At 66.7% G+C, this 23,863-nt stretch carries 23 protein-coding genes; 6 read left to right on the top strand and 17 right to left on the bottom strand.

Going from position 1 to position 23,863, the window contains the following annotated elements; all coding sequences use genetic code 11:
• Window positions 1-4 precede the first annotated feature (4 nt).
• Window positions 5-517, bottom strand: coding sequence for a GNAT family N-acetyltransferase (locus ACUSIJ_RS11600; protein WP_449308548.1), 513 nt, complete (start codon window positions 515-517; stop codon window positions 5-7).
• Window positions 518-822: 305 nt separating this feature from the next.
• Here ACUSIJ_RS11600 and ACUSIJ_RS11595 point away from each other — a divergent pair, with 305 nt between their 5' ends.
• Entirely contained in the window at window positions 823-1,755 is a 933-nt protein-coding gene (locus tag ACUSIJ_RS11595) for a metallophosphoesterase family protein (RefSeq protein WP_449308547.1), read from the top strand.
• On the opposite strand, the gene ACUSIJ_RS11590 is transcribed toward ACUSIJ_RS11595, so the two are convergent.
• The 8 genes from ACUSIJ_RS11590 to ACUSIJ_RS11555 all read right to left on the bottom strand — a co-directional run bounded on the left by ACUSIJ_RS11590 (window position 1,748) and on the right by ACUSIJ_RS11555 (window position 9,693).
• The gene (locus tag ACUSIJ_RS11590; protein ID WP_449308546.1) at window positions 1,748-2,257 is read right to left on the bottom strand and encodes a hypothetical protein; all 510 of its coding nucleotides are present in this window, start codon (window positions 2,255-2,257) and stop codon (window positions 1,748-1,750) included. The two genes, ACUSIJ_RS11595 and ACUSIJ_RS11590, sit on opposite strands and share 8 nt — an antisense overlap.
• Window positions 2,254-3,336, bottom strand: a complete 1,083-nt coding sequence (locus ACUSIJ_RS11585) for an acyltransferase family protein (RefSeq protein ID WP_449308545.1) — start codon at window positions 3,334-3,336, stop codon at window positions 2,254-2,256. Before ACUSIJ_RS11585 ends, ACUSIJ_RS11590 begins: the two co-directional genes overlap by 4 nt.
• Window positions 3,336-4,130 carry an ABC transporter ATP-binding protein gene (locus ACUSIJ_RS11580; RefSeq protein WP_449308544.1) on the bottom strand — a complete coding sequence of 265 codons (795 nt, stop codon included), beginning with the start codon at window positions 4,128-4,130 and terminating at the stop codon, window positions 3,336-3,338. The genes ACUSIJ_RS11585 and ACUSIJ_RS11580 overlap by 1 nt, the downstream gene beginning before the upstream one ends.
• Window positions 4,127-5,017: an ABC transporter permease gene (locus tag ACUSIJ_RS11575; protein WP_449308543.1), complete on the bottom strand. Its 891-nt coding sequence runs from the start codon at window positions 5,015-5,017 to the stop codon at window positions 4,127-4,129. The genes ACUSIJ_RS11580 and ACUSIJ_RS11575 overlap by 4 nt, the downstream gene beginning before the upstream one ends.
• 89 nt (window positions 5,018-5,106) lie before the next feature.
• Window positions 5,107-6,060: an ABC transporter substrate-binding protein gene (locus ACUSIJ_RS11570; protein WP_449308701.1), complete on the bottom strand. Its 954-nt coding sequence runs from the start codon at window positions 6,058-6,060 to the stop codon at window positions 5,107-5,109.
• A 59-nt stretch (window positions 6,061-6,119) separates the two neighbouring features.
• Complete coding sequence (livM, locus tag ACUSIJ_RS11565; protein WP_449308542.1) at window positions 6,120-7,451, bottom strand: high-affinity branched-chain amino acid ABC transporter permease LivM; 1,332 nt, start codon at window positions 7,449-7,451, stop codon at window positions 6,120-6,122.
• Window positions 7,452-7,542: 91 nt separating this feature from the next.
• Window positions 7,543-8,652, bottom strand: coding sequence for an ABC transporter substrate-binding protein (locus ACUSIJ_RS11560; RefSeq protein WP_449308541.1), 1,110 nt, complete (start codon window positions 8,650-8,652; stop codon window positions 7,543-7,545).
• 126 nt (window positions 8,653-8,778) lie between these two features.
• Window positions 8,779-9,693, bottom strand: coding sequence for an ABC transporter permease subunit (locus ACUSIJ_RS11555; RefSeq protein ID WP_449308540.1), 915 nt, complete (start codon window positions 9,691-9,693; stop codon window positions 8,779-8,781).
• A 602-nt stretch (window positions 9,694-10,295) separates the two neighbouring features.
• Between ACUSIJ_RS11555 and ACUSIJ_RS11550 the strand changes: the two genes are divergently transcribed.
• The 4 genes from ACUSIJ_RS11550 (at window position 10,296) to ACUSIJ_RS11535 (ending at window position 14,033) form a co-directional block, all read left to right on the top strand.
• The gene (locus ACUSIJ_RS11550; protein ID WP_449308539.1) at window positions 10,296-11,285 is read left to right on the top strand and encodes a lysylphosphatidylglycerol synthase transmembrane domain-containing protein; all 990 of its coding nucleotides are present in this window, start codon (window positions 10,296-10,298) and stop codon (window positions 11,283-11,285) included.
• An 88-nt stretch (window positions 11,286-11,373) separates the two neighbouring features.
• Window positions 11,374-11,841, top strand: coding sequence for a DUF983 domain-containing protein (locus ACUSIJ_RS11545; RefSeq protein ID WP_449308538.1), 468 nt, complete (start codon window positions 11,374-11,376; stop codon window positions 11,839-11,841).
• Window positions 11,842-12,113: 272 nt separating this feature from the next.
• On the top strand, window positions 12,114-12,581 hold the full coding sequence (locus ACUSIJ_RS11540; protein ID WP_449308537.1) for a type III secretion system chaperone: 468 nt from the start codon (window positions 12,114-12,116) through the stop codon (window positions 12,579-12,581).
• Window positions 12,582-12,980: 399 nt separating this feature from the next.
• The gene (locus ACUSIJ_RS11535; protein WP_449308536.1) at window positions 12,981-14,033 is read left to right on the top strand and encodes a YncE family protein; all 1,053 of its coding nucleotides are present in this window, start codon (window positions 12,981-12,983) and stop codon (window positions 14,031-14,033) included.
• Window positions 14,034-14,140: 107 nt separating this feature from the next.
• On the opposite strand, the gene ACUSIJ_RS11530 is transcribed toward ACUSIJ_RS11535, so the two are convergent.
• The 5 genes from ACUSIJ_RS11530 to ACUSIJ_RS11510 form a co-directional block, all read right to left on the bottom strand.
• On the bottom strand, window positions 14,141-14,647 hold the full coding sequence (locus ACUSIJ_RS11530; RefSeq protein ID WP_449308535.1) for a hypothetical protein: 507 nt from the start codon (window positions 14,645-14,647) through the stop codon (window positions 14,141-14,143).
• A gap of 160 nt (window positions 14,648-14,807) precedes the next feature.
• Window positions 14,808-15,524 carry an amino acid ABC transporter ATP-binding protein gene (locus tag ACUSIJ_RS11525; protein ID WP_449308700.1) on the bottom strand — a complete coding sequence of 239 codons (717 nt, stop codon included), beginning with the start codon at window positions 15,522-15,524 and terminating at the stop codon, window positions 14,808-14,810.
• Window positions 15,525-15,586: 62 nt separating this feature from the next.
• Window positions 15,587-16,774 carry an amino acid ABC transporter permease gene (locus ACUSIJ_RS11520; protein ID WP_449308534.1) on the bottom strand — a complete coding sequence of 396 codons (1,188 nt, stop codon included), beginning with the start codon at window positions 16,772-16,774 and terminating at the stop codon, window positions 15,587-15,589.
• Window positions 16,775-16,786: 12 nt separating this feature from the next.
• A complete protein-coding gene (locus tag ACUSIJ_RS11515) occupies window positions 16,787-18,013 on the bottom strand; it encodes an amino acid ABC transporter permease (RefSeq protein ID WP_449308533.1) in 1,227 nt (408 codons plus the stop codon).
• Between the two features lie 226 nt (window positions 18,014-18,239).
• Window positions 18,240-19,262 (bottom strand): amino acid ABC transporter substrate-binding protein, encoded by a 1,023-nt coding sequence (locus ACUSIJ_RS11510; protein WP_449308532.1) that lies wholly within the window; start codon window positions 19,260-19,262, stop codon window positions 18,240-18,242.
• A gap of 328 nt (window positions 19,263-19,590) precedes the next feature.
• Here ACUSIJ_RS11510 and metC point away from each other — a divergent pair, with 328 nt between their 5' ends.
• A complete protein-coding gene (gene metC, locus ACUSIJ_RS11505; RefSeq protein WP_449308531.1) occupies window positions 19,591-20,784 on the top strand; it encodes a cystathionine beta-lyase in 1,194 nt (397 codons plus the stop codon).
• Window positions 20,785-20,849: 65 nt separating this feature from the next.
• Here the strand turns inward: metC and ACUSIJ_RS11500 are convergent, their stop codons facing one another.
• The 3 genes from ACUSIJ_RS11500 to ACUSIJ_RS11490 are packed head-to-tail and all read right to left on the bottom strand — an operon-like array spanning window position 20,850 to window position 23,859.
• Entirely contained in the window at window positions 20,850-22,163 is a 1,314-nt protein-coding gene (locus tag ACUSIJ_RS11500; RefSeq protein WP_449308530.1) for an RluA family pseudouridine synthase, read from the bottom strand.
• Window positions 22,160-22,549 (bottom strand): fluoride efflux transporter CrcB, encoded by a 390-nt coding sequence (gene crcB / locus ACUSIJ_RS11495; RefSeq protein WP_449308529.1) that lies wholly within the window; start codon window positions 22,547-22,549, stop codon window positions 22,160-22,162. Before crcB ends, ACUSIJ_RS11500 begins: the two co-directional genes overlap by 4 nt.
• Complete coding sequence (locus ACUSIJ_RS11490) at window positions 22,546-23,859, bottom strand: replication-associated recombination protein A (protein ID WP_449308528.1); 1,314 nt, start codon at window positions 23,857-23,859, stop codon at window positions 22,546-22,548. The genes crcB and ACUSIJ_RS11490 overlap by 4 nt, the downstream gene beginning before the upstream one ends.
• Window positions 23,860-23,863: the final 4 nt, after the last annotated feature.

Below are 23,863 nucleotides of genomic sequence, written 5' to 3'. Positions count from 1 at the left end.
CGGGTCAGGCTGCCCTTGGCGCCGGCGCCACGGCCCCGCTGACGCCCGCGAAGGCGCCCTCGCTCAGTTCGCAATAGAGGAAGCGCTGCGGATCGACCGGCCCCGGCAGCGTCAGGCGGCCGAAGGGCACGATCCTGAAGCCGAAGCGGCTGTAATAGGGCTCGTCGCCCACCAGCAGCACCAGCCCGTGGCCGGCCTCGCGCGCCGCGTCGAGCGAGACCTGCATCAGCCCCGCGCCGATGCCGCGGTCCATGAAAGCCGGCTCCACGGTCAGCGGCCCGAGCACGAGGGCAGGCGCCGCCCCGGCCAGCACGGGCGTGAGACGCACCGATCCCACGGTCAGCGTGCTGACAAGCGACACGAACGACAGATCGGCGATCGGCGGCACGCCTTCGCGCAGGCGATAGGCCGTGCGGGCGAAACGCCCCGGGCCGAAGGCCCGTTCGTGCATGCGTTCTATGGCGTCCCGGTCGGAGGGGTGCTCCCGGCGGATGGTCAGCGCAAGTGAGGAGTTCATGAAGGGGAATTACCGGATGCGACCGCGTCAGGGCGGTCTGACGATGAATACGGCGGATCAGCGCGCCCGCTTCACGACGGCACGCGCGCGAGCGCACGGACGGTGCGTGCGCACCGGCGTCGTCGTCGCTGAATCATGCCGAACCCGACCATCGTCGTCATCCTTCCGCCACGCCACTTATCACTCCCGCATCGACCTGTCCATCGCCGTGTGCGGCCTGCCGGCGACATAATTATGGTCCGCGGCGCTTGACCCGCGCGCCCTCACCGGCGACATGGAAACATCCGAGAACCGCCCGAGGCACCATGCGCATCGCCCATCTGTCCGACGCCCACATCGGCCCGTTGCCGCAGCCCCGGCTGCGCGACCTGATGGGCAAGCGCCTGACCGGATTCGCGAACTGGCGGCGGGGCCGGTCACGCACCCACGACATGGCCCTGCTGGCGCGCGTGCTCGACGATATCGCCGCCCATGCGCCCGATCACGTTGCCATGACCGGCGACATCGTCAACATCGGCCTTGCCAGCGAGTTTCCGCCCGCGCGCGGCTTTCTGGAACGGCTCGGCACCCCGGAACGCGTCAGCTTCGTGCCCGGCAACCATGATGCCTACGTGCGCTCGGCGCTGGTGCCGATGCTGCGGGAGCTCGGACCGTGGATGCGCGGCGACGACGCGGCCGCGACGACGTCTCACCAGGTGACGTCTCCCCAGGTAACGTCTCCCCATGTGACGTTTCCCTATGTCAGGCAACGGGACGGCGTGGCGCTGATCGGCCTGTCGTCCGGCGTGCCGACATTGCCGTTCCTCGCTTCCGGCTCGCTCGGGCCGGCCCAGCTCGCGGCGCTGGAAACCGCGCTCGCCGCACTCGGCCGGCAGGGTCTGTGCCGCGTGGTGCTGGTGCATCACCCGCCCTACAGGGAAGGCGCCAGGGCCGGCCGGGGCCTCACGGACGCAGCCGCCTTCGAGCGCGTCATCGCCAATGAAGGGGCCGAAATCATCCTGCACGGCCATAATCATAGAACGATGTTCGCAGAAATCGGCGGGGCCGGCGGCAGGCCCGTCCCGGTTCTCGGCGCGCCGTCCGCATCGGCGATCAGCGGCACCCTCGACCACCGGGCGGGCTATCACCTGCTGACGATCGAACCCGACGGGGCGCGTTCGCGCATCGCCCTCACCACGCGCGGATACGACCCGGTGACCGGGCAGATCGTCACGCTGGACGAACGCGCCGTCAGATGAGCGCCAGCAGCCACAGCGTGGCGTAGAACCCACCCGCCCCCAGCAACGCGCCCGCCAGGAACGGCACGAGCCAGCCGCCGCTCTCCGGGGCCACCGGCGCCTGCGCTACCGGCGCCTGCGCAACGGGCTCCCGCGCTATGGGCTCCTGCGCAGGGAACCCCCGCCCGAGGAGCTCCCACGCGACGGGCGCCGGGGCGATGGGCTCTCGCGCGGCAGGTTCCCGCGCTATGCGCCGCCGCGCAGGAGGCTCGCGCGCGACAGGCTCCTGCGCGGCGGGCCTATCGGGAGGTGCGTCGACGGAAGCGGCGACCTCCCCGGCCGTGCCGGGTGGAGCCGGTTCGGGGCCTGGTTTGCCGGCGGGCGCAGGCGGCGCCTCCGGCGGCGGGATGTCCTGCGGCGGTTGGAGCACCTCCCGCAGATCGATGATCGGCACGTCCTCTAACTGGAAATCTTGGACTTCGTCCTGCGGACTTCCGCTGCTGCTGCCGGCATTCGCGTTCATTGCCGCCCTTCCTCCAGCCGCCGGCGCAGATAGCCCATCACCGGCTTCTCGATCGCGACATGGATCGCAACCGCCAGCACCACCGCCGCGGCGGTGGCGATCGCGATATAGGCCCACGGCGCGATCTCCGTGCCTGAGAGCATAAGCCGTGTTGTGCGAAGCGCAAACGGGTGGAAGAGATAAAGCGCATAAGAAGCGTCGCCGAGCAGCACGAGCAGGCGCGCGAGCGGGGGCGGCAGGCGCGGCTCGGGGCCGAATACGGCCGCCACCACCAGCATGGCCGCCGGCACGCCGAGCGCGAGGGAGCGCTCGATGCCGTCCTGCGTGAGGTCGGCGTGCAGCATGCGGATCGCCGCCGCCGCCAACACCGCGCGCAGGATGATGCCGGGACGTCCGCCGGTGTCGCGGGCAAGCGCGATCCCCATGCCGGCGACGAATTCCAGCGCCATCGGATTGGCCCAGAACGACAGCGGCATCGGCAGCGCCACCAGCAGACCGAGCCCGGTCAGCGCGGCGAAGAACAGGGCGACCGCCAGCACGGTCTGCCGCCGCGGCAGGGCGGCGGCCATCGCGGCCGCGAAGACGACGTAGAACGCCATCTCGTAATTCAGCGTCCAGCCCAGCGTCAGCACCGGCTGCGCGACGCCGAGGCTGTTGATGTGGGGCATGAAAAGGAACGAGGCGGCAATCTCCGCGCCCGTCGGCGGCGGGCTGTTGAGCGCGCCGGGCCGGGCGAGCGCGACGAGCAGGAACAGCGCCGTCGCCAGCCAGTAGAGCGGCACGATGCGGATGAGCCGGCGCGCCATGAAGGTGCGCGCCGCCCCCGGCCGGCCGAACTGGCCGCGCGTGGCGTGAACGATGACGAAGCCGGAAATGACGAAGAAGATGTCGACGCCCACCTCCCACGGCAGGGCGCGGATGGGGACGAACCCCGCCGGCCCGCCGAAATGGATGGCATCGAACTGGGCATGCACGAAGACGATGAACAGCGCCGCGATGGCCCGCAGCACCTGCACCAGCACGAGTCTCGGCGTGCGGTCCGGTCGGTAGGGCGGTGGCGGGGAAAGATGCAGAACCATCAGCCGGTCAGCAGCCTGTCCTCCGCCAGCGCCTCGCCGCGCGCCTTGCGGAACTCGTCGAGCAGGTCCTCGATCGTGAGGCCGGCGCGCTTCTCGCCCGCGACGTCGAGCAGGATGCGCCCCTCGTGCAACATCACCGTGCGGCTGCCGGTGTCGAGCGCGTGGCGCATGGAATGCGTCACCATCAGCACCGTGAGGTTGAATCGGGCGGCGAGATCGCGCGTGAGGTCGAGCACGAACTCGGCGTTGCGCGGATCAAGCGCGGCCGTGTGCTCGTCGAGCAGCAGCACGCTGGAGGGGGCGAGCGTCGCCATGACGAGGGACAGCGCCTGCCGCTGGCCGCCGGAGAGCGACCCCATCGGCTGGTCGAGCCGGTCCTCGAGCCTGAGGTTGAGCTCCTCGATGCGCGCGCGGATCCTCGACAGCCTGGCGTGCCGCAGCGCCGGCAGGAACGAGCGCCGCTGGCCGCGGGAGGCCGCCAGCGCCAGGTTCTCGGCGATGGAGAGATTGCCGCAACTGCCGGCGAGCGGATCCTGAAACACCCGCGCGACGTGGCGCGAGCGGGCCTGCGCGGACACGCGGGTGACATCGGCCCCGGACAGCAGCACCCGCCCGGACGCGGGCGGCACATCGCCCGCGATCGCCCCGAGCAGGGTCGACTTGCCGGCGCCGTTGGAGCCGATGACGGAGATGAACTCCCCCTCCTCCAGCCGCAACGACACGCCGCGCAGCGCCTGCCGCTCCAGCGGCGTGCCGGCGTTGAACGTGACAACGAGATCGGCGACCTCGATCATGCGGAAGCCCTCCCCCGCACGCGATGCCTGAGCTTGGGCAGGACGAGCGCCACCAGCACCAGCAGCGCGGTAGCGAGATTGAGATCGGACGCCTGCAGACCGAGAAAGTCGATCGACAGCGCCGTCTGCACCGCAAGGCGATAGATCACTGCGCCGATGACGCAGCCCGCGAGCGCCCAGACGATGCGCCGCCCCGGCACCAGCGTCTCGCCGACGATGACCGCCGCGAGACCCACGACGATGGTGCCGACCCCGGACGTCACGTCGGCGAAGCCGTTGGTCTGCGCGAACAGCGCGCCCGCGAGCCCGACGAGCCCGTTCGACACCATGACGCCGATGACGATCTGCACCCCCGTGCGCACGCCCTGCGCCCGCGCCATGCGCGGATTGGCGCCCGTCGCCCGCATGGCGAGGCCGATCTCGGAGCGCAGGAACAGCGCCACGACCGCGACCGCGACGACCACGACCGCCGCCAGAAACAGCGGCCGCACGTATTCGTCCGGCACCATGCCGCCGAGCCAGGGCGTCAGCACCGTCCGCTCGTTCAGGAGCGCCACGTTCGGACGGCCCATCACCCGCAGGTTGACGGAAAAGAGCGCGATCATCGTCAGGATGGAGGCGAGCAGATGCAGCACGCCGAAACGCACCGACACAAAGGCGGTCACGAAACCGGCAGCCGCCCCGGCCAGCATGCCCGCCCCCGTGGCGGCCCACGGATCGACGCCGGCGACGAGCAGAACCGCCGTCACAGCCGCGCCGAGCGGAAACGAGCCGTCGACGGTCAGATCGGGAAAGTCGAGCACACGGAAGGACAGATAGACGCCGAGACCCACGAGGGCGTAAATCAGGCCAAGCTCGACTGCACCCAGAAAGGCGATACTGCTCATGATGCTGCCACAACCTGTCCGGGATGGATTCGCCAAAAAAGGAATATCGGCGTGCGAGTGCACGCCGATACCCGCTCTGTCAACGAAAATCAGTCGATGACCGTCACCGCGCGCTGCAGAACCTCATCCGGAAGGGCGACGCCGATCTTTTCCGCCACACTCTTGTTGATGAAGAGATCGGTGCCCTGCGCGAACAGCACCGGCAGATCCGCCGGCTTCTCGCCCTTCAGAATGCGCGCGGCGAGTTCGCCCGTCTGCTCGCCGACCTGGCGGTAGTTGAAGCCGACGGACGCCAGCGCGCCGCGTGCGACGCTGTCGGTGTCGGCGGCGTAGAGCGGGATCTTCGCTGCCGCCAGCGCGCCCGCCACCGCCTCGAAGGCCGACACGACGGTGTTGTCGGTCGGCACGAACGCCGCGTCCGCCTTGCCGACCAGCGCGCGCGCCGCGCCCTGCACCTCGGCCGTCTTGGTCGCCGGGGCCTCGATCACCGAGAGGCCGATCTTGCCGGCCGCCTCCTTCAACTCCCTCACCGAGGTGACGGAATTGGGCTCGCCAGGGTTGAACAGCACGCCGACGGTCTTCACGTCGGGCGTCAGCTCGCGGATGAGGGCCACCTGATCGTCGACGGGCGAACGGTCCGACACGCCGGTGACGTTGCCGCCGGGCTTCTCGGTGGAAGCGACGAGCTGCGCGCCCACGGGATCGGTCACGGCGCTGAACACGACGGGTATCGCCTTGGTGGCCGCGGCCGCCGCCTGCGCCGAGGGGGTCGAGATGGCGATGATGACGGCGGGACTCTCGCCCACGAACTTGCGGGCGATCTGCACCGCCGTGGCGGGCTGGCCCTGCGCGTTCTCGAAAATGACCCGGATTTCCTTGCCGTCGTTGAAACCGGCGCGGCCGAGCGCGTCCTTCGCGCCCTCGTGCACCGCGTTCAGCGCCGGGTGGTCGACGATGGAGGTGATCGCCACGACCGGCGCCTGCGCCATGGCGAGGCCCGCGCCAAACAGCAGCGTCGCTGCCGCACTGAGAGAAGTCTTCATCATAGCTCGCCCCCGTTCTGATGCTGATCGGACCCCATGCTTTAGCATATAAGCGGAATTCATGCCCCTTGCGGGGCGGTCGCCGGTTCCTCCGCAAGGCGCAGGCTCGGCGCGCGCGAGCCGATGATGCCGCGCGGGCGCCAGACCATCAGCGCCACCATCGCCGCGCCGAACGCCAGCATGCGGAACTGCGCCAGATCGCGCGAGAACTCCGGCAGCGCCACGACCGCGATCGCGGCGAGCACGACGCCCGTCTGGCTGCCGAGCCCGCCGAGCACGACGATCATCAGCACCAGCGCGGACTCCCAGAAGGTGAAGCTCTCGGGGCTGACAAGCCCCTGCCGGGCGGCGAAGAACGTACCCGCGAAGCCGCCGAACATCGCGCCGATCGCGAACGCCGACAGCTTAACCATGGTCACGTTGATGCCAAGTGACCGGCAGGCGATCTCGTCCTCGCGCAGCGCCTCCCACGCCCGGCCGATGGGCAGGCGCCGCAGCCGCATCGACACCAGCGCCGTGATCAGCACCAGCGCAAAGATCACGTAATACAGGAAGATCACCCGGTGGACCGCCGCGAAGGGGATACCGAACAGCTCGTGGAACGGCGTGACCCCCTCGGGCGCGCGGTTGACGAAGGGAAAGCCGAAGAAGGTGAGCCGCGGGATGCCGCCGATGCCGTTCGGGCCGCCGGTGAGCGCGTCGAAATTGATCAGCACCACCCGGATGATCTCGCCGAAACCGAGCGTCACGATGGCGAGATAGTCGCCCCGCAGCCGCAGCACCGGAAAGCCGAGCAGGATGCCGAAGAAGGCCGCCAGAATCCCGGCGAGCGGCAGGCAGATCCAGAACGAGAGGCCGTAGACGGTCGACAGCAGCGCGAAGGCATAGGCCCCCACCGCGTAGAACGCCACGTAGCCGAGGTCGAGGAGCCCCGCGAGCCCGACGACGATGTTCAGCCCGAGGCCGAGCATGATGTAGATCATCACCGTCGTGGCGGTGTCGACGACATAGCGGTCGGCGATCGGCAGGAAGGGCAGCACCAGCGCCACCAGCCCCATGGCGAGCCCGAGATGGGCGGAGGTGAGCCGGCCGGAGACGCCCGTCCGCGTGGTGCGGGCATCCGCCGCCAGCGAGGGCCTGCGGCCGAACGCGCCCGCAAGCCAAGGGCGCGACATCGCGACGGTGAAGCGCCCGAAGAAGGTCACCAGCGCCGCGATCACCACCCAGTCGAACCGGTAGTCGATGGCCACGCCGCCGCCGGTCCGGTTTTCCAGCTCGAAGCCCACGAGCGGCAGGGCGAGCCCCACCATGATGACGCCGGCGATGGCCGCCTCGCGCAGCGCGCCTTTCAGCAGGCTTTCGGATGCATCTGACGCCGCGTACTGGCTCATGAACGGCTCGTTCCCCGATTCTGTCGTTGCTTGCCGGGATACCCCGAAAGCCCCGCCCGCGGCGGGCGCGGGCGGGGCCGGTCATGGGCGATCAGAGTTTCGTCGGCTCGTAAGCGCCGTTGTCCCACTCGAAGATCACATATTCGGGATCGACGAGATCGCCCTTCTCGTCGAAGCGGAAGGTGCCGACGATGGTGTCGAAGCTGTCGGACTTCAGCACCTCGGCGACCTTCTCCGGGTCCTGGCCGGCCTTGGCGATGGCCTGGGCCAGCGTCTGCACCGCGGCATAGTAGTAGAAGGCGAAGTTGTCCGGATCGCCGCCCTTCTTGAGTTCGGCATAGGCCTCCTGCGCGCTCGGCAGGTCCTTGGCGGCGGCGGAGAAGGTGAACAGCGTGCCCGCGCCGCCCTCGCCCGCAACCGACCAGAACTCGTTGGCGGCAAGGCCGTCCGCGCCGATGAAGCGCGTCTGGAGGCCCGCCTGGCGGGCCTGGCGCACGATGAGGCCGAGTTCGGTGTGGTAGCCGCCGAAATAGACGATGTCGACGTTCTCGTCCTTGAGGCGGCTGACCAGCGCCGAGTAGTCGCGCTCGCCGGCGTTGATGGTGCCGACATAGACCGGCTTGATGCCGGCGGCCTCGAGCACCTTGCCCGCCTCGCGCGCGAGGCCCTGGCCGTAGATCTGCCGGTCGTCGATGATGGCGATGCGCTTGTCCTTGAACTTGTCGACGATGAACTGGCCGCCCACGGCGCCCTGCTGATCGTCCCGGCCGTTGGCGCGGAAGATGAGCGGATAGCCGCGCTCGGTCAGTTCCGGCGCCGTGGCGGAGGCGGTGAGCGCCAGCACGCCCTCGTCGTTGTAGACGTCGGAAGCGGCGATCGACGCGCCCGAGCACAGGTGGCCGAGCACGAACTTGATGCCGCGCGACACGACCTGATTGGCGGCCGAGACCGCGTTCTTGGGATCGCACTGGTCATCGGCGATCTGGAGGATGATCTTCTCCCCGTTGATGCCCCCCTGGGCGTTGACGGCGGCGACCGCCGTCTCCGCGCCGAGCCGCGCCTGGGCGCCGAGCGCGGCGATCTGCCCGCCGGTGGCGGGAATGCCAAGCGCGAAGGTGACGTCGGCGCGCGCCGCCGTCGCACCCGCGAGCAGCGCCAGCATGGCAACGCCGGCGAGAGCCGTTTTGGCAGACAGTTTCATTTTCCTTCTCCCGATTCGTGTCTGGATCACGACGACACTGAAGGATGGGGGCGGGACGACCTTTCCACGGAAAGTCACCGCACCCGTCCCTGTTTGAGCGGGCGCGACGCCCGCCCCTACCCCTTCTTACACCTTCTCGACGACAACGCGGCCAAGCAGGCCGGTCGGCCGGAAGAGAAGCACGAGCACAAGGATGGCGAACACCGCGACGTCCTTGTATTCGGCCGACGCATAGCCCGCCCAGAATACTTCGATGAGGCCGATCAGCAAGCCACCCAGCATCGCGCCCGGCAGCGAGCCGATGCCGCCGAGCACCGCGGCGGTGAACGCCTTCAGGCCGGCAAGGAAGCCGATGAAGAAGTCGATCGACCCATAGTAGACGGTGTAGAGCAGCCCCGCCACGGCGGCGAGCACCGCGCCCGAAACGAAGGTCAGCGAGATCACCTTGTCCACGTTGACGCCGAGCAGCTCGGCCATCTTGCGGTCCTGCTCGCAGGCGCGCTGGGCGCGCCCGAAGCTGGTGCGGGCGACGAACAGGCTGAACGCGGCCATCAGCGTCAGCGTCACCGTGATGATGACGACGCGCACCACCGCCACCTCCACCGTCAGACCGTCGATCGTGCCGAGCGTGACGCGCCCTGTGATCAGCGGCGCGAGCGACTTCTGCCCCGCTCCCTGCACGAGCTGCACGAAGCTCTGGAGCAGGATCGACATGCCGATGGCGGAGATGAGCGGCGCCAGCCGCATGGCGCCGCGCAGCGGCCGATAGGCGATTCTCTCGATGACATATCCCCACAGCGCCGTGAACACGGCCGAGAGCACCAGCGTGATCAGGATGGCGACCGGCACCGACGCCACGCCGAGCTGGGCCAGCATCAACAGGACGATGAGGGAGATGAAAGCGCCGATCATGAACACCTCGCCGTGGGCGAAGTTGATCATGCCGATGATCCCGTAGACCATCGTGTAGCCGATGGCGATCAGGCCGTAGACCGCGCCAAGCGTCAGTCCATTGACGAATTGGTCGACAAAATATGCCAACGTCGATTGACCCCCCGAAAAATCTGCTTCGCCCCTTTTGCACAGCGGGCCTATTCCGCCAAGCGTATCCCCCGGGCCGTCGCGTGCGATCCGCATCTTCTTCGTGCGCCGCCCTTGGCGACGGCACACCGGGTATGCGTTGAATGAATGGATACGACGCCGCCGCGGCGGCGGCAAGCTTCACGAATGCCGGACATGTGAAAAATGCACCGCCGGACACCGCCGTCCGAAGCCCGGCCCGGATTCGATCCACAGGAAAGGCAGCACGCGTGTCCGGCCGCCGTTCCGGAATGCTTGCCGGATTTCCGGAATGGCGGTCTCGTTCCGTGCCGCGCGCGGCTGCCGTCGGGCCGGGAAGCGCCGCCCGCCGCCGGGTGGGGAAGCGGCGTGACACGGCGGGCCTCAGGTGCGCTGGCGGACGTGTGAACCGCCATTGCCGCCTCGGTCATCGTCGCTCATGGAAAGTTTAGATCATAAGGTGGATTCGCCCTCTTGCCATCATCATGTCAATCCTGCGATACCACCTTGACCGAATGCGCAAGCCCGGAGGGTGTCATCGACGACTGCACTTTCCAGCTCCCCTACCAGACGCCAGAATGACGATGAAAAAGAAGCTTGAATATGTGTGGCCGGTGGTCGGCCTCGTTGCCGTCGTTTTCTCGTTCTGGCTTCTTTACAAGGAGTTGAAGGGCATCTCGGCGGACGACGTCTGGGCCAGCCTGACCGATATCGGGCTGCGGCAGTGGATGCTGTGCATTCTGGCGACATTCGTCGCCTACGGCGCACTGGCGTGGTACGACCGCATCGCGCTGCTGCATCTGGGGCGCAAGGTGTCGTGGGTCGCGGTATCGCTGATCTCCTTCACCACCTATGCGCTGTCGCACAACATCGGCGCATCCGTGCTCTCCGGGGCGATGGTGCGGTTTCGCGCCTATGGGAGCCTCGGCCTCAGCCTCGGAGAGATCGGGGTGCTCGTGGCGCTGTGCTCGTTCACCTTCGCGCTCGGAACCATCCTGCTCGGCGGCCTCGTGCTGGTCGGCGAGCCGGAAATCGTGTTGCGGCTGATCGACGCGCCCATCTGGCTCGCACAGGTCACCGGCGTGGGGCTTCTCGCGCTGGTGGCGCTCTACGTGCTCGGCTCGTGGCGCGAGTTCAAGCCGCTGATCATCGGCAAGTTCGCGGTCTATTATCCGCGCCTGCCCGTCACCTTCCGGCAGCTTTTCGCCGCGCCTCTGGAGCTGATCGGTGCTGCCGGCATCATCTATTTCGCCCTGCCGGAGGCGGGCAATCCCGGGTATTTCGTCGTGCTCGGCGTCTTCCTCGCCTCGTTCTCGCTCGCCCTCGTCTCCCATGCGCCGGGCGGGCTCGGCGTGCTGGAGTTCGTGTTCCTCAACGCGATGGCGAGCGAGCATCTCTCCCAGTCGGACATTCTCGCCGCGCTGCTGGTTTTCCGGCTGCTCTATCTCCTGATACCGCTCGGGTTCGCCATCGTTGTCGTGGTCCTGTTCGAGCGCTCGCGGCTGTCCAGGACGCTGTACGGGCAAGCCGGCGAACCGAAAAGCGACGAACGGCCGGACGACCGGGCCGCGTGAGCGGCCGCCGCGCGCGCCATTGCGGCGGGCAGGCGATCGTTCTATCTGAGACGGGTATCATCTGCAGCACACTCCGGGAGTTCTGATCATGTCGGCGATCGATATCGAGGGAACGGACAAGTCGCCCTTCGTGCTCGGGGTGCAGGGACGCTGTCCGCGCTGCGGCGAAGGTCATCTCTTCAAGGGCTACCTGAGCCTCGCCGAGCGCTGCGAGGTCTGCGGCCTCGACTATTCCTTCGCGGACCCCGCCGACGGTCCGGCGTTCTTCGCCATGTGGATCGGCAGCATCCCCGCGCTTGCGGTCGGCCTCTGGCTGGAGCTGTCCTTCGGCGCTCCCCTCTGGGTCCATTTCTTCACGACCTTCCCATTGATCCTGTTCGGCTGCCTCGCTGTGCTGCGCCCGGCCAAGGGATGGCTCGTGTGCTCGCAGTTCAGGCACAAGGCCGAAGAGGCCCGCTTCGCGGCGGAGCAGAAACACGCCGGCACCACCGCGCGGGACACGACGGCGACGGAGCCGCGTCCGCACGGCAGCGAAAGAGGCGGCGCGGGCGATTGAACACAAGACCTTCGACGACTGCAGCCCGAAGACAACAGAACATTCAGGCATCGGGTATGGCATTTTATTGATATGGAAGATCATATATTATTATAAGAGATGGATTGGTTCGAATATATAGAATAATACTCTTAAGACTTCTTTTCTTCGATATACATCGATTCCCCAATTAATATTTGATTGATGTTTGACTGCCGTGGCGTTGTTCCGTATGATGGCCGCGTTATTTTGAGTTATACGGCTGCCTGCGCACTGTTACGGAGCTAGGTCGAATGTCTACTGTCGCGGATCCCAAGATTCTGTTCTCTGACTTTGGTCGCAAGCTGGGTATCCCAGACCTGGCGCTCGACGAAAACAACGCCATCCGGCTCAGCTTCGACGACATCGTCATCGACGCGCAGTACAACCCCGAAAAGAAGCATCTGGTGCTTCTGTCCATTCTGGGCGATTTCCCGGCGACCAACAACGCGGAAATCTACGCCAATCTGCTCGAGGTCAATCTCGCGGGGTTGCTGGTCGGCTCGGGCGCGGTCGGGCTCGACCGTCAGGAAAGCCGCCTGATCTACGTCGATCATCTGTCGTTCGAGGGCCTGTCGCAGGAATCTTTCGAGGAATTCTTCCGCAAGTCGGTCAACGTCGCCGAGGCATGGCGCAACCTCATCGCCTCGCCGGAATTCAGCGGGGCCTCGTCCTCGTCGCTGCAGCCGCCGGACGAGGAATTCGCCTCACTGCGCGTGTGAGCCTGCCGGCAGGACCTTCAGTCAACATCGGATCGCCGATCCGCCGCTCTATTCCCGACACAGCCGGGCCGGAAGTCGTTGCTTCCCGCTCGGCTTTTCTGTTTGGAGCACAGCGAATGCGCGGCGCCCCCAACACCGGATGACGCCCACGGACCTATGCTTCCCGATGTACAATCAATATATTTACCACAAGGCATGTAACGTAAAATTCACACTCAGAATTATTACAAACAATTTTGAATTGGAATTATAATAAATATATTGTTTGTATTACTGCTTTATTTTCATCTGCCAATACTTTAGCTTGTCTGCGATCGAGGTGCGCCATATGCCGGGAGCCGTTCCCCTGCCGGCATGGCGATTCGTACCCGAACCGTACATAATCTCAGGAGCTCCTGCATGAACCCGCTGCCCGTAAGAACATCATCGAAGGCCCCTCTGCTCGCGGCGTCGCTCGGCGTCCTTGCCCTCGTCGTCGCCGGTTCCGCCCTGGCGGCGCCCGAAGTGAAGAAGACGGAGAAGGTCGGCACCGGCCTCTACCAGGCCTTTCTCGACAACAACGGCGCACTGGCCGTTTCCGCCACGGGGGCGCAACGCTCCGCGCCCGAGGGCAAGATCCTGATTCTCGATCCGCAGACGCTTGAGCTCAAGTCCGAGATATCGACCAAGGAATCGGCGGCCCTGGGGCTCGCGTTCAACGCCGCCACCAATACCGTTTTCTCCACCGACACGCGCCACAGCAACGCGTCGGTCATCGATCTGGGCAGCGGCAAGATCGTCGCCACCTTCACGCATGGCGAGAAGGCGCATCCCTATAATGTCGTGGCGGACGAGGCGGCCAACCGTGCCTATGTCTCCGTCCCCGGCGAGGACAGCGCCGTCTGGGTCGTCGACGGCGCGACGCACAAGATCGTCGACGTGATCGAGAATCTGGGCGGACGCGCAGCCGGAATCGAGCTCGATGCGGCCAACAAGCGGCTTTTCCTCACCCGCCTCGTCAGCCACGACATCGCCGTGGTCGATCTCGAGAAGAAGGCCATCAGCCGCACGTTCAGCGCCGGCGGCGAAGGGCCGATCCGGGCGGTGCTCGACGCGAAGGGCAACCGCCTGTTCGTGACCAACCAGGTTTCCGGCACGCTGACGGTCATCAATCCGGAAACCGGCGAGCTGATCAAATCGGTCGAGACCGGCGCCGGCGCGATCGCCCTCGCCTACAACCCGGCCAACGACCAGATCTACGTCGGCAACCGCGGCACGGGCACCGTGACGATCGTCAGCGGCAAGGACTACAGCGTCATCGCCGATCTCAAGACCGGCAGCCACCCGAACCATGTCACCGTCGACCCGAAGTCGAACCTCGTCTATGTCGTGAACAAGGCCAAGCGGGCCGAGCGCGGCCAGCCCGAAATCGACGATCCCGAAGGCGACACCGTCAGCATCATCGAACCGTAAGCCCCTCGGGCTCGCGCATTGTCACAGGTGGTATCTATCAACCCGCCCTAACACATGAGGCGCCCTGAAGGGCGCCTCTTTCTTGCTCCCTCGCCGCCCGAAAACCGTCACGCGTAGGATGGCCGGGCGCGCGTGCGCCGCCAGATGCTGACGAGAATGGCGAGCGTCACGACCGCCTCCCCCAGGAACCACGGGCCGGCCAGCCGGTCGAAGCCCGAGGCCGACAATTCGGTGCCGACGAAGCCGGCGAGCGCCGAACCGCACGGGCAATTGCCCTCGAGAGTGGCGAAGATCATCACCCGCGAAGCCCACAGCGTCTGCAGCACCATCAGGCCGCCGAGGCCATAGAGCAGTTTCTGCGGAATATGGAACACGTTGGTCTGCGCCAGCGCGATCCAGCCGACGATGAAGAACGGCGCCGAGAGAAAGGCCGCAAGGCTCAGCACCTCGGTCCAGCAGGCGCGGCAGGAGGTGATGATGGGCCCGAGCAGCGCGATTCCCGCCCCGATGAGCAGCGCGACGCCCGCGACATAGACGCCCTGCCGGCCGAGGATCGACGACAGCACCACCGCGCCGATGAGTGACAGGATGACCACAAAAATGAAGAACAGCATGCCCCCGCTCCGCCAGATCGTTGGCCCCGGACCAGGATAGGAAGGCCGGGGGTTCCGCCGGGGACCTCCGGTGCGCTGACGCGCGCCCGCCATCTCCCCCGTCCTGTTTGGCACCTCGGCCTGCGAAGATCAATGGCCGGATGACGATGTGCGGCGAAGATCAGTGCAGGATCTGGCTGAGGAAGATTTTCGTGCGCTCGTGCTGCGGGTTGGAGAAGAATTCCGCCGGCGTATTCATCTCCACGATCTGCCCCTGATCCATGAAGATCACCCGGTCCGCCACCTGCCGGGCAAAGCCCATCTCGTGGGTGACGACCAGCATGGTCATGCCCTCCTCGGCCAGCGTGACCATGGTGTCGAGCACTTCCTTCACCATCTCGGGATCGAGCGCCGAGGTGGGCTCGTCGAACAGCATGATCTTGGGGTTCATGCACAGCGAGCGGGCGATGGCGACGCGCTGCTGCTGGCCGCCGGACAGCTGGCCCGGATATTTGTTCGCCTGCTCGGGGATCTTCACCCGCTCCAGATAGCGCATGGCGATGGCCTCGGCCTCCTTCTTCGGCATCTTGCGCACCCAGATCGGCGCCAATGTGCAGTTCTCCAGAATGGTGAGATGCGGGAAGAGATTGAAATGCTGGAACACCATGCCGACATCGCGCCGCACTTCGTCGATGCGCTTGATGTTGTTGGTCAGCTCGATGCCGCCGACGATGATGCGGCCCTTCTGGAATTCCTCCAGCCGGTTGATGCAGCGGATCAGTGTCGATTTTCCCGATCCCGACGGGCCGCAGATGACGATGCGCTCGCCCTTGGCAACGTCGAGATTGATGTCGCGCAGCACATGGAACTCGCCGAACCATTTGTGCACGTCGATCATGCGGATGGCGGGCGTGTCTTCCGGTTGGCGGGTATCCTGCGGGGATTCGTGCACGGCGGTCGTCATTTCCCTGTCCCCTGTCGATCGTGGCCGGCGGCCAATCTCTTCTCCATCGCTATAGAATAACGAGACATACCAAAACAGCAGATAAAATAAAACAGCGCCGCGAAAGCGTAGCCGGTGGCGGCCGTCACCGGCGTCGACCAGCGCGGATCGGCGAGCGACACCTCGATGGTGCGCATCAGATCGAAGATGCCGACGATCGATACCAGCGAGGTGTCCTTGAACAGGCCGATGAAAGTATTGACGATGCCCGGGATGACGATGCGCAGCGCCTGCGGCAGCACCACGAGCCGCGTCATCTGCCAGTAGTTGAGGCCGAGAGACTGCGCGCCCTCGAACTGCCCCTTGGGGATCGCCTGCAGGCCGCCGCGCACCACCTCGGCCATGTAGGCGGAGGCGAACAGCGCCACACCGACGATGGGCCGCAGCAGCTTGTCCGGCGACAGGTTGCCCGGCAGAAACAGCGGCAGCATCGTGTTGGCCATGATCAGCACCGTGATCAGCGGCACCCCGCGCCAGAACTCGATGAAGATCACCGACACCAGCCGCACCAGCGGCAGCCGAGACCGCCGCCCGAGCGCCAGCAGGACGCCGAACGGCAGCGACACCACGATGCCCGTGAACGCCACCACCAGCGTCACCACCACCCCGCCCCAGTACGTGGTGTCGACGCGGCGCAGGCCGAGGAAGGGCCAGCCGTAGAGCAGGATGAAGGCCGCCACCGGAAACAGAGCGAAGAAGTAGACCGCGCCGAGGTCCTTGCGCGGGATCCGCGTCGACAGCAGCCAGACGATGCCGACGATGCACAGGAGGAAAACCAGGTTGACCCGCCAGAGCTGCCCGTCCGGGAACGCGCCGTAGACGAAAAACCGCAGCCGGTAGCCGACATAGGCCCAGCAAGCCCCGACGTCCCGTCCCACCGTCTCCACGAGGCAGGCGGTGCGGTCGTTCCCGGTCCACACCGCGTCCACCAGCAGGAAGCGGACGATGGGCGGCACGATCAGATAGAGGATCGAGAGCCCGACCAGCGTCAGCAGCACGTTGAGCGGCGAGGACAGCAGGTTGGCGCGCACCCACGCCACCGGCCCGCCGACGAGCACCGGCGGCTTCTGCTCCGGCACGCCGACGCCGCGCACGAAGGCGGCTGCACGCGGAGTCATTTCGCCAATGGTCGTTTCACTTGTCATCCCGGCCGCCTCCTATCGCTCCACGATCGCCACGCGGCGGTTGTAGATGTTCATGGCGAGCGACGTCAGCAGGCTCAGCAGCAGATAGACGCCCATGGTGATTACCACGCATTCGATGGCCTGCCCCGTCTGGTTCAGCACCGTACCCATGAACACCTGCACCAGATCCGGATAGCCGATGGCCACCGCCAGGGAGGAGTTCTTGGTGAGGTTGAGCATCTGGCTGGTGAGCGGCGGCACGATCACCCGCATCGCCTGCGGGATGACAATGAGACGCTGGCTGACCCCGGGACGCAGTCCCAGCGCATAGGCCGCCTCCGTCTGCCCCCGCGAGACCGACAGGATGCCGGCGCGCACGATCTCGGCGATGAACGCCGCCGTGTAGATGCTGAGCCCGAGCAGCAGCGCCACGAATTCCGGAAAGACCTGCAAGCCGCCGGCGATGTTGAAGCCGCGCAGTTCCGGCACGTTGAAGCTGACGGGTCCGCCAGCCAGGAGCCACGCCGCCGCGAGGAAGCCTGCAAGGAGCAGCGCCGACACCAGGCCGGTGCGGTGCTGGCGGCCGGTCCGGTCCTGATCCCGGTGCGCCCAGCGGCGATAGAGCACGATCGCCGCGATCGCGCCCGCCGCCGCGAGCGGCAGCGCCCCGCTGCCCGGGCCGAAGATCGGCTCGGGGACGAACAGGCCCCGGTTGTTGAGATAGGCCACGTCCGCCACCGCCAGCGACTGGCGCGGCGCGGGCAAGGCGCGCAGGACGGCGTTGTACCAGACGTAAAGCTGCAGCAGCAGCGGAATGTTGCGGAAGAACTCCACGTAGCTCGCCGCGATTACGCTGATGATCCAGTTACGCGACAGCCGTGCGATCCCGACGATGAAGCCCAGCACCGTCGCGAGAACGATGCCGACGGCCGCGACCAGAAGGGTGTTGAGCAACCCCACGAGGAACGCCTCGCCATAGGTCGAATAGGTCGAGCTATAGCCGATCAGCCGCTGGTTGATATCAAAACCGGCCGGCGCGTTCCAGAAATCGAAGCCGGAAACGATGCCGAGCCGCCGCATGTTCACGATGGCGTTCGTCGTCGCCTCGTAAAGGATGAAGGCGACGGCTGCGACCAGCGCCACCTGATACGCGGCACCCCGCACGGTGGGATTGTAGAGCAGGGAAGACGCCCTATCGTCGCGATAGGCAGGTTCATCGGATGCACGTTTCCCGCCCAGGGCGGGCGTCGTCTCGCTCATTTGTTATCGCCCCCGGGGGTTCTTTTTTCGAAGGGCGGCCCCAACGATGCCGGTCCGCCCTCCATCCGTTCATTGGCGAGAGCGTCAAACTTCCGGAAAACGTCGATGCCTGCACAAGGCGGTGGAGCCGATCCAGCCGCAACGCCCGTCGGCGCATGCTCCGGCTGTTCCTGCCACGAAACGGGCTCCGCCGGCGGAAGGTTCCCTCCCGCCGGCGGGCGCGCGTTCAGCGAACCGGCGGGGCGTAGAGAATGCCGCCGTTGTTCCACAGGTTGTTCAGCCCGCGCTCGATCTCGAGCGGTGTCTCGGGACCGAGGTTCGCGGCGAAGATTTCGCCGTAATTGCCGACGTGGCGGATGATGCGCACCACCCAGTCCGCCGGCAGGCCGATGCCCTCGCCGAAATTGCCCTCCACGCCCAGGAGACGGCGCACTTCCGGATTGTCGGACTTGAGCTGCTCGTCGAGGTTGGCCTGGGTCACGCCCAGCTCCTCGGCGTTGATGAGCGCAAAAGTCGTCCACTGCACCAGATCTAACCACTGATCGTCGCCGTGGCGTACCACGGACGCAAAGGGCTCCTTGGAGATGATCTCCGGCAGCACGACGTGATCGTCCGGCGTGGTCAGGCGCAGGCGCTCGGCGTAGAGTGCCGAGGCGTCGGTGGTGAACGCGTCGCAGCGGCCGGAATCGTAGGCCTTCACCGCCTCCACGGCCGAGGCGTAGGTGACCGGCTCGTACTTGATGTTGTTGACGCGGAAGAAGTCGGCCAGATTGAGTTCCGTCGTCGTCCCCTGCTGTACGCAGACGGACGCGCCCTCGAGCTCCTTCGCCGACGTCAGAGCGAGCGACTGGCGCACGATGAAGCCCTGCCCGTCATAGTAGTTCACCGGCCCGAGGTTGAGACCGAGCGTCGTGTCGCGCGACATCGTCCAGGTGGTGTTGCGGATGAGCACGTCCACCTCGCCCGACTGGACGGCGGTAAAGCGATCCTTCGCCGTCAGCGGCACGAACCTGACCTTGGTCGGATCGTCGAAGATCGCCGCAGCGATGGCGCGGCAGAACGATACGTCGAAACCGGTCCACTCTCCCTTGTCGTCGGCAACGGCGAAGCCGGCCAGACCCGGATTGGAGCCGCAATGCAGCACGCCGCGTTGTTTCACCTGATCCAGCGTCGCAGCCGACGCGGACGCCAAGCCGATACCTCCCGCGACGACACCGGCGGCAAGGAAAGCTAAAGCTCTACTAGTCATAAGTACAATCCCCACGGTTACAATGCAGAAGTGCGCACAATCAGTATTAAATCTTGAATTTTACAGAGCATACAGAATATCCACATCAGCAGCGGAGGTGCACATCTCCTGCTTATTAGTATAGACCAGCTGTGGCGCGCGATCAGTCAGCGCAGCCTGCCGGATATTTCAATCTACTTTCCAATGAAGGTCAAGAGCGGCATGCTCAATTCCTACGCGCAACCGCTAATTCTCATGCCGCAAATGTTGCGTCGTGCCGACTTGCGCCGCACTTTCGGGCGCGGCAAAGTCTTGGTCGCTTTTCATATTTCCGGGACGGTTTCAGGCCATGCACAAATTTTCCACCGACGATATCGCCGATCTGCAACCCGCGACCCGTTTGGCGGTCACAGGGCGTCACCCCGAGGAGGCGTTCGGCTTCGTCAACCCGCCGGTCTATCACGGTTCCACCGTGCTGTTTCCCTCCGTGAGGGACATGGCCGAGCGTACCAACCGCTACGGCTACGGCAGGCGCGGTTCGCCGACCATGACCGCCCTGCAGGAGGCTGTGAGCGCCATCGAGGGCGGCGCCGGCGTGGTGTTGTGCCCCTCCGGCCTTTCGGCGGTGTCGACGGCGCTGTTCGCCGTGCTGAAGGCGGGCGATCACCTGCTTGTGACCGATTCCGCCTATGATCCCATCCGCACCTTCTGCGACAACGTGCTGACGCGCTTCGGCGTCGAGGTGACCTACTACGATCCGCTGGTCGGCGCCGACATCGCCCGCCTGTTCCGGCCCAACACGCGGGCGATATTCACCGAATCGCCGGGCTCCCTCACCTTCGAGGTGCAGGACATCCCGGCCATCGCGGAGGTGGCGCATGCGCGCGACATCCTCGTGCTGCTCGACAACACCTGGGCGACGCCGCTCTATTTCCCGGCGCACGCGCGCGGCGTCGACCTGTCGATCTGGTCGGGCACGAAGTATCTTTCCGGCCATTCGGACGTGCTGTTCGGCACCGTCTCGGCCAATGCACGTGCCTGGCGGGCGCTGTTGCGGACCCATGGCGACACCGGCCTGTGCGTCGGCCCCGACGACGCCTATCTGGCGCTGCGGGGCCTGCGCACGCTCGCGGTGCGGCTTGAGGCGCATCAGAAGTCGGCGCTCGAACTGGCGCGCTGGCTCGAAACCCGCCCGGAGGTGTCGCGCGTGCTCCATCCGGCACTCGAAAGCCACCCCGGCCACGCGCTGTGGAAACGCGACTTCCTCGGCGCCAGCGGCCTCTTTTCCATTGTGCTGAAGCCCGTACCGCAGAAGGCCGTCGCTGCCTTTCTCGATCACCTGCGCTTCTTCGGGCTGGGCTATTCGTGGGGCGGCTTCGAGAGCCTCGCCGTTCCCTTCCGCGCCGCCCCCTACCGCACGGCGACGCCGTGGGAGCCGGAGGGGCCGACCGTTCGCCTCCAGATCGGGCTCGAGGATGTGCGCGACCTCAAGGCCGATCTCGAACAGGGTTTCGTGCGGCTCAATGCCGCAGCGGCGGAATAGCGGCACGCCAGGGCGTGTCGAGATCCGGGTTAGGCCAGCCAGCATCACCCAAATATCGACATGCCCTATTCGTCGGGCGCTTCGACGATCGGGTCAAAGCGCCCGGCGTCGAAGCCGAGCAGGTTCCACGATTGCTGCATGTGCGGCGGCAGGGGGGCCGTGACGTCGAGCGGCTTGCCGGTGCGCGGATGCTGGATGACGATGCGCCGCGCCAGGAGATGCAGCTTCTTCTGGATGCCGCCGGGCAGTTCCCAGTTCTCGACGTTGAAATATTTCGGATCGCCCACGATCGGGTGGCCGATGTGTGCCGCGTGTGCGCGCAACTGGTGCGTGCGCCCGGTCACCGGCTTCAGCGACAGCCACGCCAGCTTCTGCGCCACGTTGTCCACGACCGCGTAATAGGTCACGGCGTGGCTCGCGCCCTCGTCGCCGTGCTTCGCGACGGCCATGCGCGCATCGCCGTCCTGCTGCTCCTCGCGCGCCAGATAGGTGGAGACGCGCCCCTGCTTGACGCGCGGCACGCCCGCGACCAGCGCCCAGTAGACTTTTCGCGCCGAGCGCGAGCGAAAGCTTTTCGCCAGCGCCGTCGCCGCGAAGCGCGTCTTGGCGATGACGAGGCAGCCGGCGGTGTCCTTGTCGAGCCGGTGGACGAGGCGCGGCTTCTGCCCCTCCGCGTCGCGCATCGCCTCCAGCAGTCCGTCGACGTGGCGCGTGGTGCCGGAGCCGCCCTGCACCGCAAGCCCCATGGGCTTGTTAAGCACGAGCACGTCCTTGTCCTCATAGAGCGTGATCGATTTCAGGAACGCGAGATCGTCGCCGCCGTGCTTGAGGCTGCGGGGCGCGGGCGCGCGCTCCTCGATCTTGAGCGGCGGCATGCGCACGCTCTGCCCCTCGACCAGCCGGTCGTTGGGCTTGACGCGCTTGCCGTCGACGCGCAGCTCGCCCTTGCGCACGATGCGCTGAATGTGGGTGAAAGGCAGTTGCGGAAAGCGGGCCGTCAGAAACCGGTCGAGGCGCATGTCGGCCTCGTCCGCCGTCACCGTGAGCGTCTGCACGCCGGTGGCGAGAACTTCGCTCGCCTCCCGCTTCTGCACGGACTTGGATCGAAGCGGACCGGCGGCGGAAGTCACGGCTCGCGGCTGCGCCCCGCTCGCGGGCTCCGAGGCGGACACTTTGGCAGGGGACGCTTTTGACGATCTGGATGACAGGGATTTGGCGCGCAACGGCTTGGAAGCGGGCGCCTTCGCCCGCACAGCTCCCTGCCCTTCCGCGCGCCCGGAACCGCCCGCCCGGCCCGCGCCGAACGGCCCGGCGGGACGGGCGCTCCTCCCGCCTCCCGGTGCCTTGCCGGCTCCTGCTCTTCCACGCGTCCCGTTCATGCCAAGCTCCGCACCAAAGCGAGCCCTGCCGCGAGCCCCGCTACCGACAACACGACCGACCCCAGGCCATATATCGCGGCCGCGGAGAAGTCTCCCTGCTCCCACAGGACGGCGATATCAAGCGCATAGGACGAGAACGTCGTATAGCCGCCCAGAACGCCGGTCAACAGGAACAGGCGCGCCCCCTGCCACTCGGCCGCCCCGGCGCGGAACAGCAGCAGCGCCGCGAGCCCGCCCATCACGAACGAACCGCTGACGTTGACGAACATCGTCCCCCACGGAAACGACGTTCCGAGCCAGCGCGCCGCCACGATCCCGACGAGCCAGCGCAGCACGCCGCCCAGCCCCGCACCCGCGAATACCGTCAAAGCGTAGGCCGCGCTCATTTGTTGCCCTGCCGCTCAGCCCGCAGCTTCTGCCACCATGCCAGCCGCTTGGCGATCTCCCGCTCGAACCCGCGCTCCACGGGCCGATAGAACGTGTGCCGGCCGACCGCCTCCGGCCAGTAGTCCTGCCCCGAGAAGGCGTCCGGCTCGTCGTGATCGTAGGCATAGCCCGCGCCGTAACCCTCGGACTGCATGAACTTCGTCGGCGCGTTCAGGATCACCTTGGGCGGCATAGCCGAGCCGCCGGCCTTGGCGACCTTGCGCGCCCGGCTGAAGGCCACGTAGGCGGCGTTCGATTTCGGCGCGGTCGCCAGATAGACGATGGCCTGCGCCAGCGCCAGCTCGCCCTCCGGCGAGCCGAGGAAGTCATAGGCATCCTTGGCGGCGTTGGCGATAACGAGCGCCTGCGGATCGGCGAGGCCGATATCCTCCACCGCCATGCGCACCATGCGCCGCGCCAGGTAGAGCGGGTCCTCCCCCGCGTCGAGCATACGGGCGAGGTAGTAGAGCGCCGCGTCCGGGTCCGAGCCGCGCACCGTCTTGTGCAGCGCCGAGATCAGGTTGTAGTGGCCGTCCTGCGACTTGTCGTAGATCGGCGCGCGCCGCTGCACCACCTCCTGCAACTGCTCGACGTTGAAGACCTCGCCCTCGCCCGCCGCGCGCCACAGCTCCTCCGCGAGCGTGAGCGCCGCGCGGCCGTCGCCGTCGGCCATGCGCACGAGCGACAGGCGCGCCTCCTCGTCGAGCGGAAGCGGGCGTCCCTCCACCTCCTCCGCCCGCGCCAGCAGGGCGAGCAGCGCCGTCTCATCGAGCGAATGGAACGTCATCACCCGCGCGCGCGACAGCAGCGCTGCATTGAGCGCGAACGACGGGTTCTCCGTCGTCGCGCCCACGAGCGTGATGGTGCCGTCCTCCATCACCGGCAGGAATGCGTCGAGCTGGGCACGGTTGAAACGGTGGATCTCGTCCACGAACAGCAGCGTGCCCTGGCCCGTCTGCCGGCGGGCGCGCGCGGCCTCGAACGCCTTCTTGAGATCGTTGACGCCGGAGAAGATCGCCGACATCTGCTCGAACACGAGATTGGTCTCGCCGGCGAGCAGCCGCGCCACCGTTGTCTTGCCCGTGCCCGGCGGCCCCCAGAAGATGAGGCTGCCGATGGCGCCCGAGCGCAGCAGCCGGGTCAGCGCCCCGTCCGGACCGGTCAGATGTTCCTGCCCCACCACCTCGTCGAGGCGGGTCGGGCGAAGCCGGTCGGCCAGCGGGCGCGGGGCGTCACGATCGAGACCGGCTGCATCGAAAAGGTTCGGCATCGCG

The sequence above is a fragment of the Pseudochelatococcus sp. B33 genome (genome assembly GCF_053570585.1).
The sequence above is the reverse complement of the archived record's forward strand: the minus strand, read 5'-3'. Positions and strand labels throughout refer to the sequence as shown.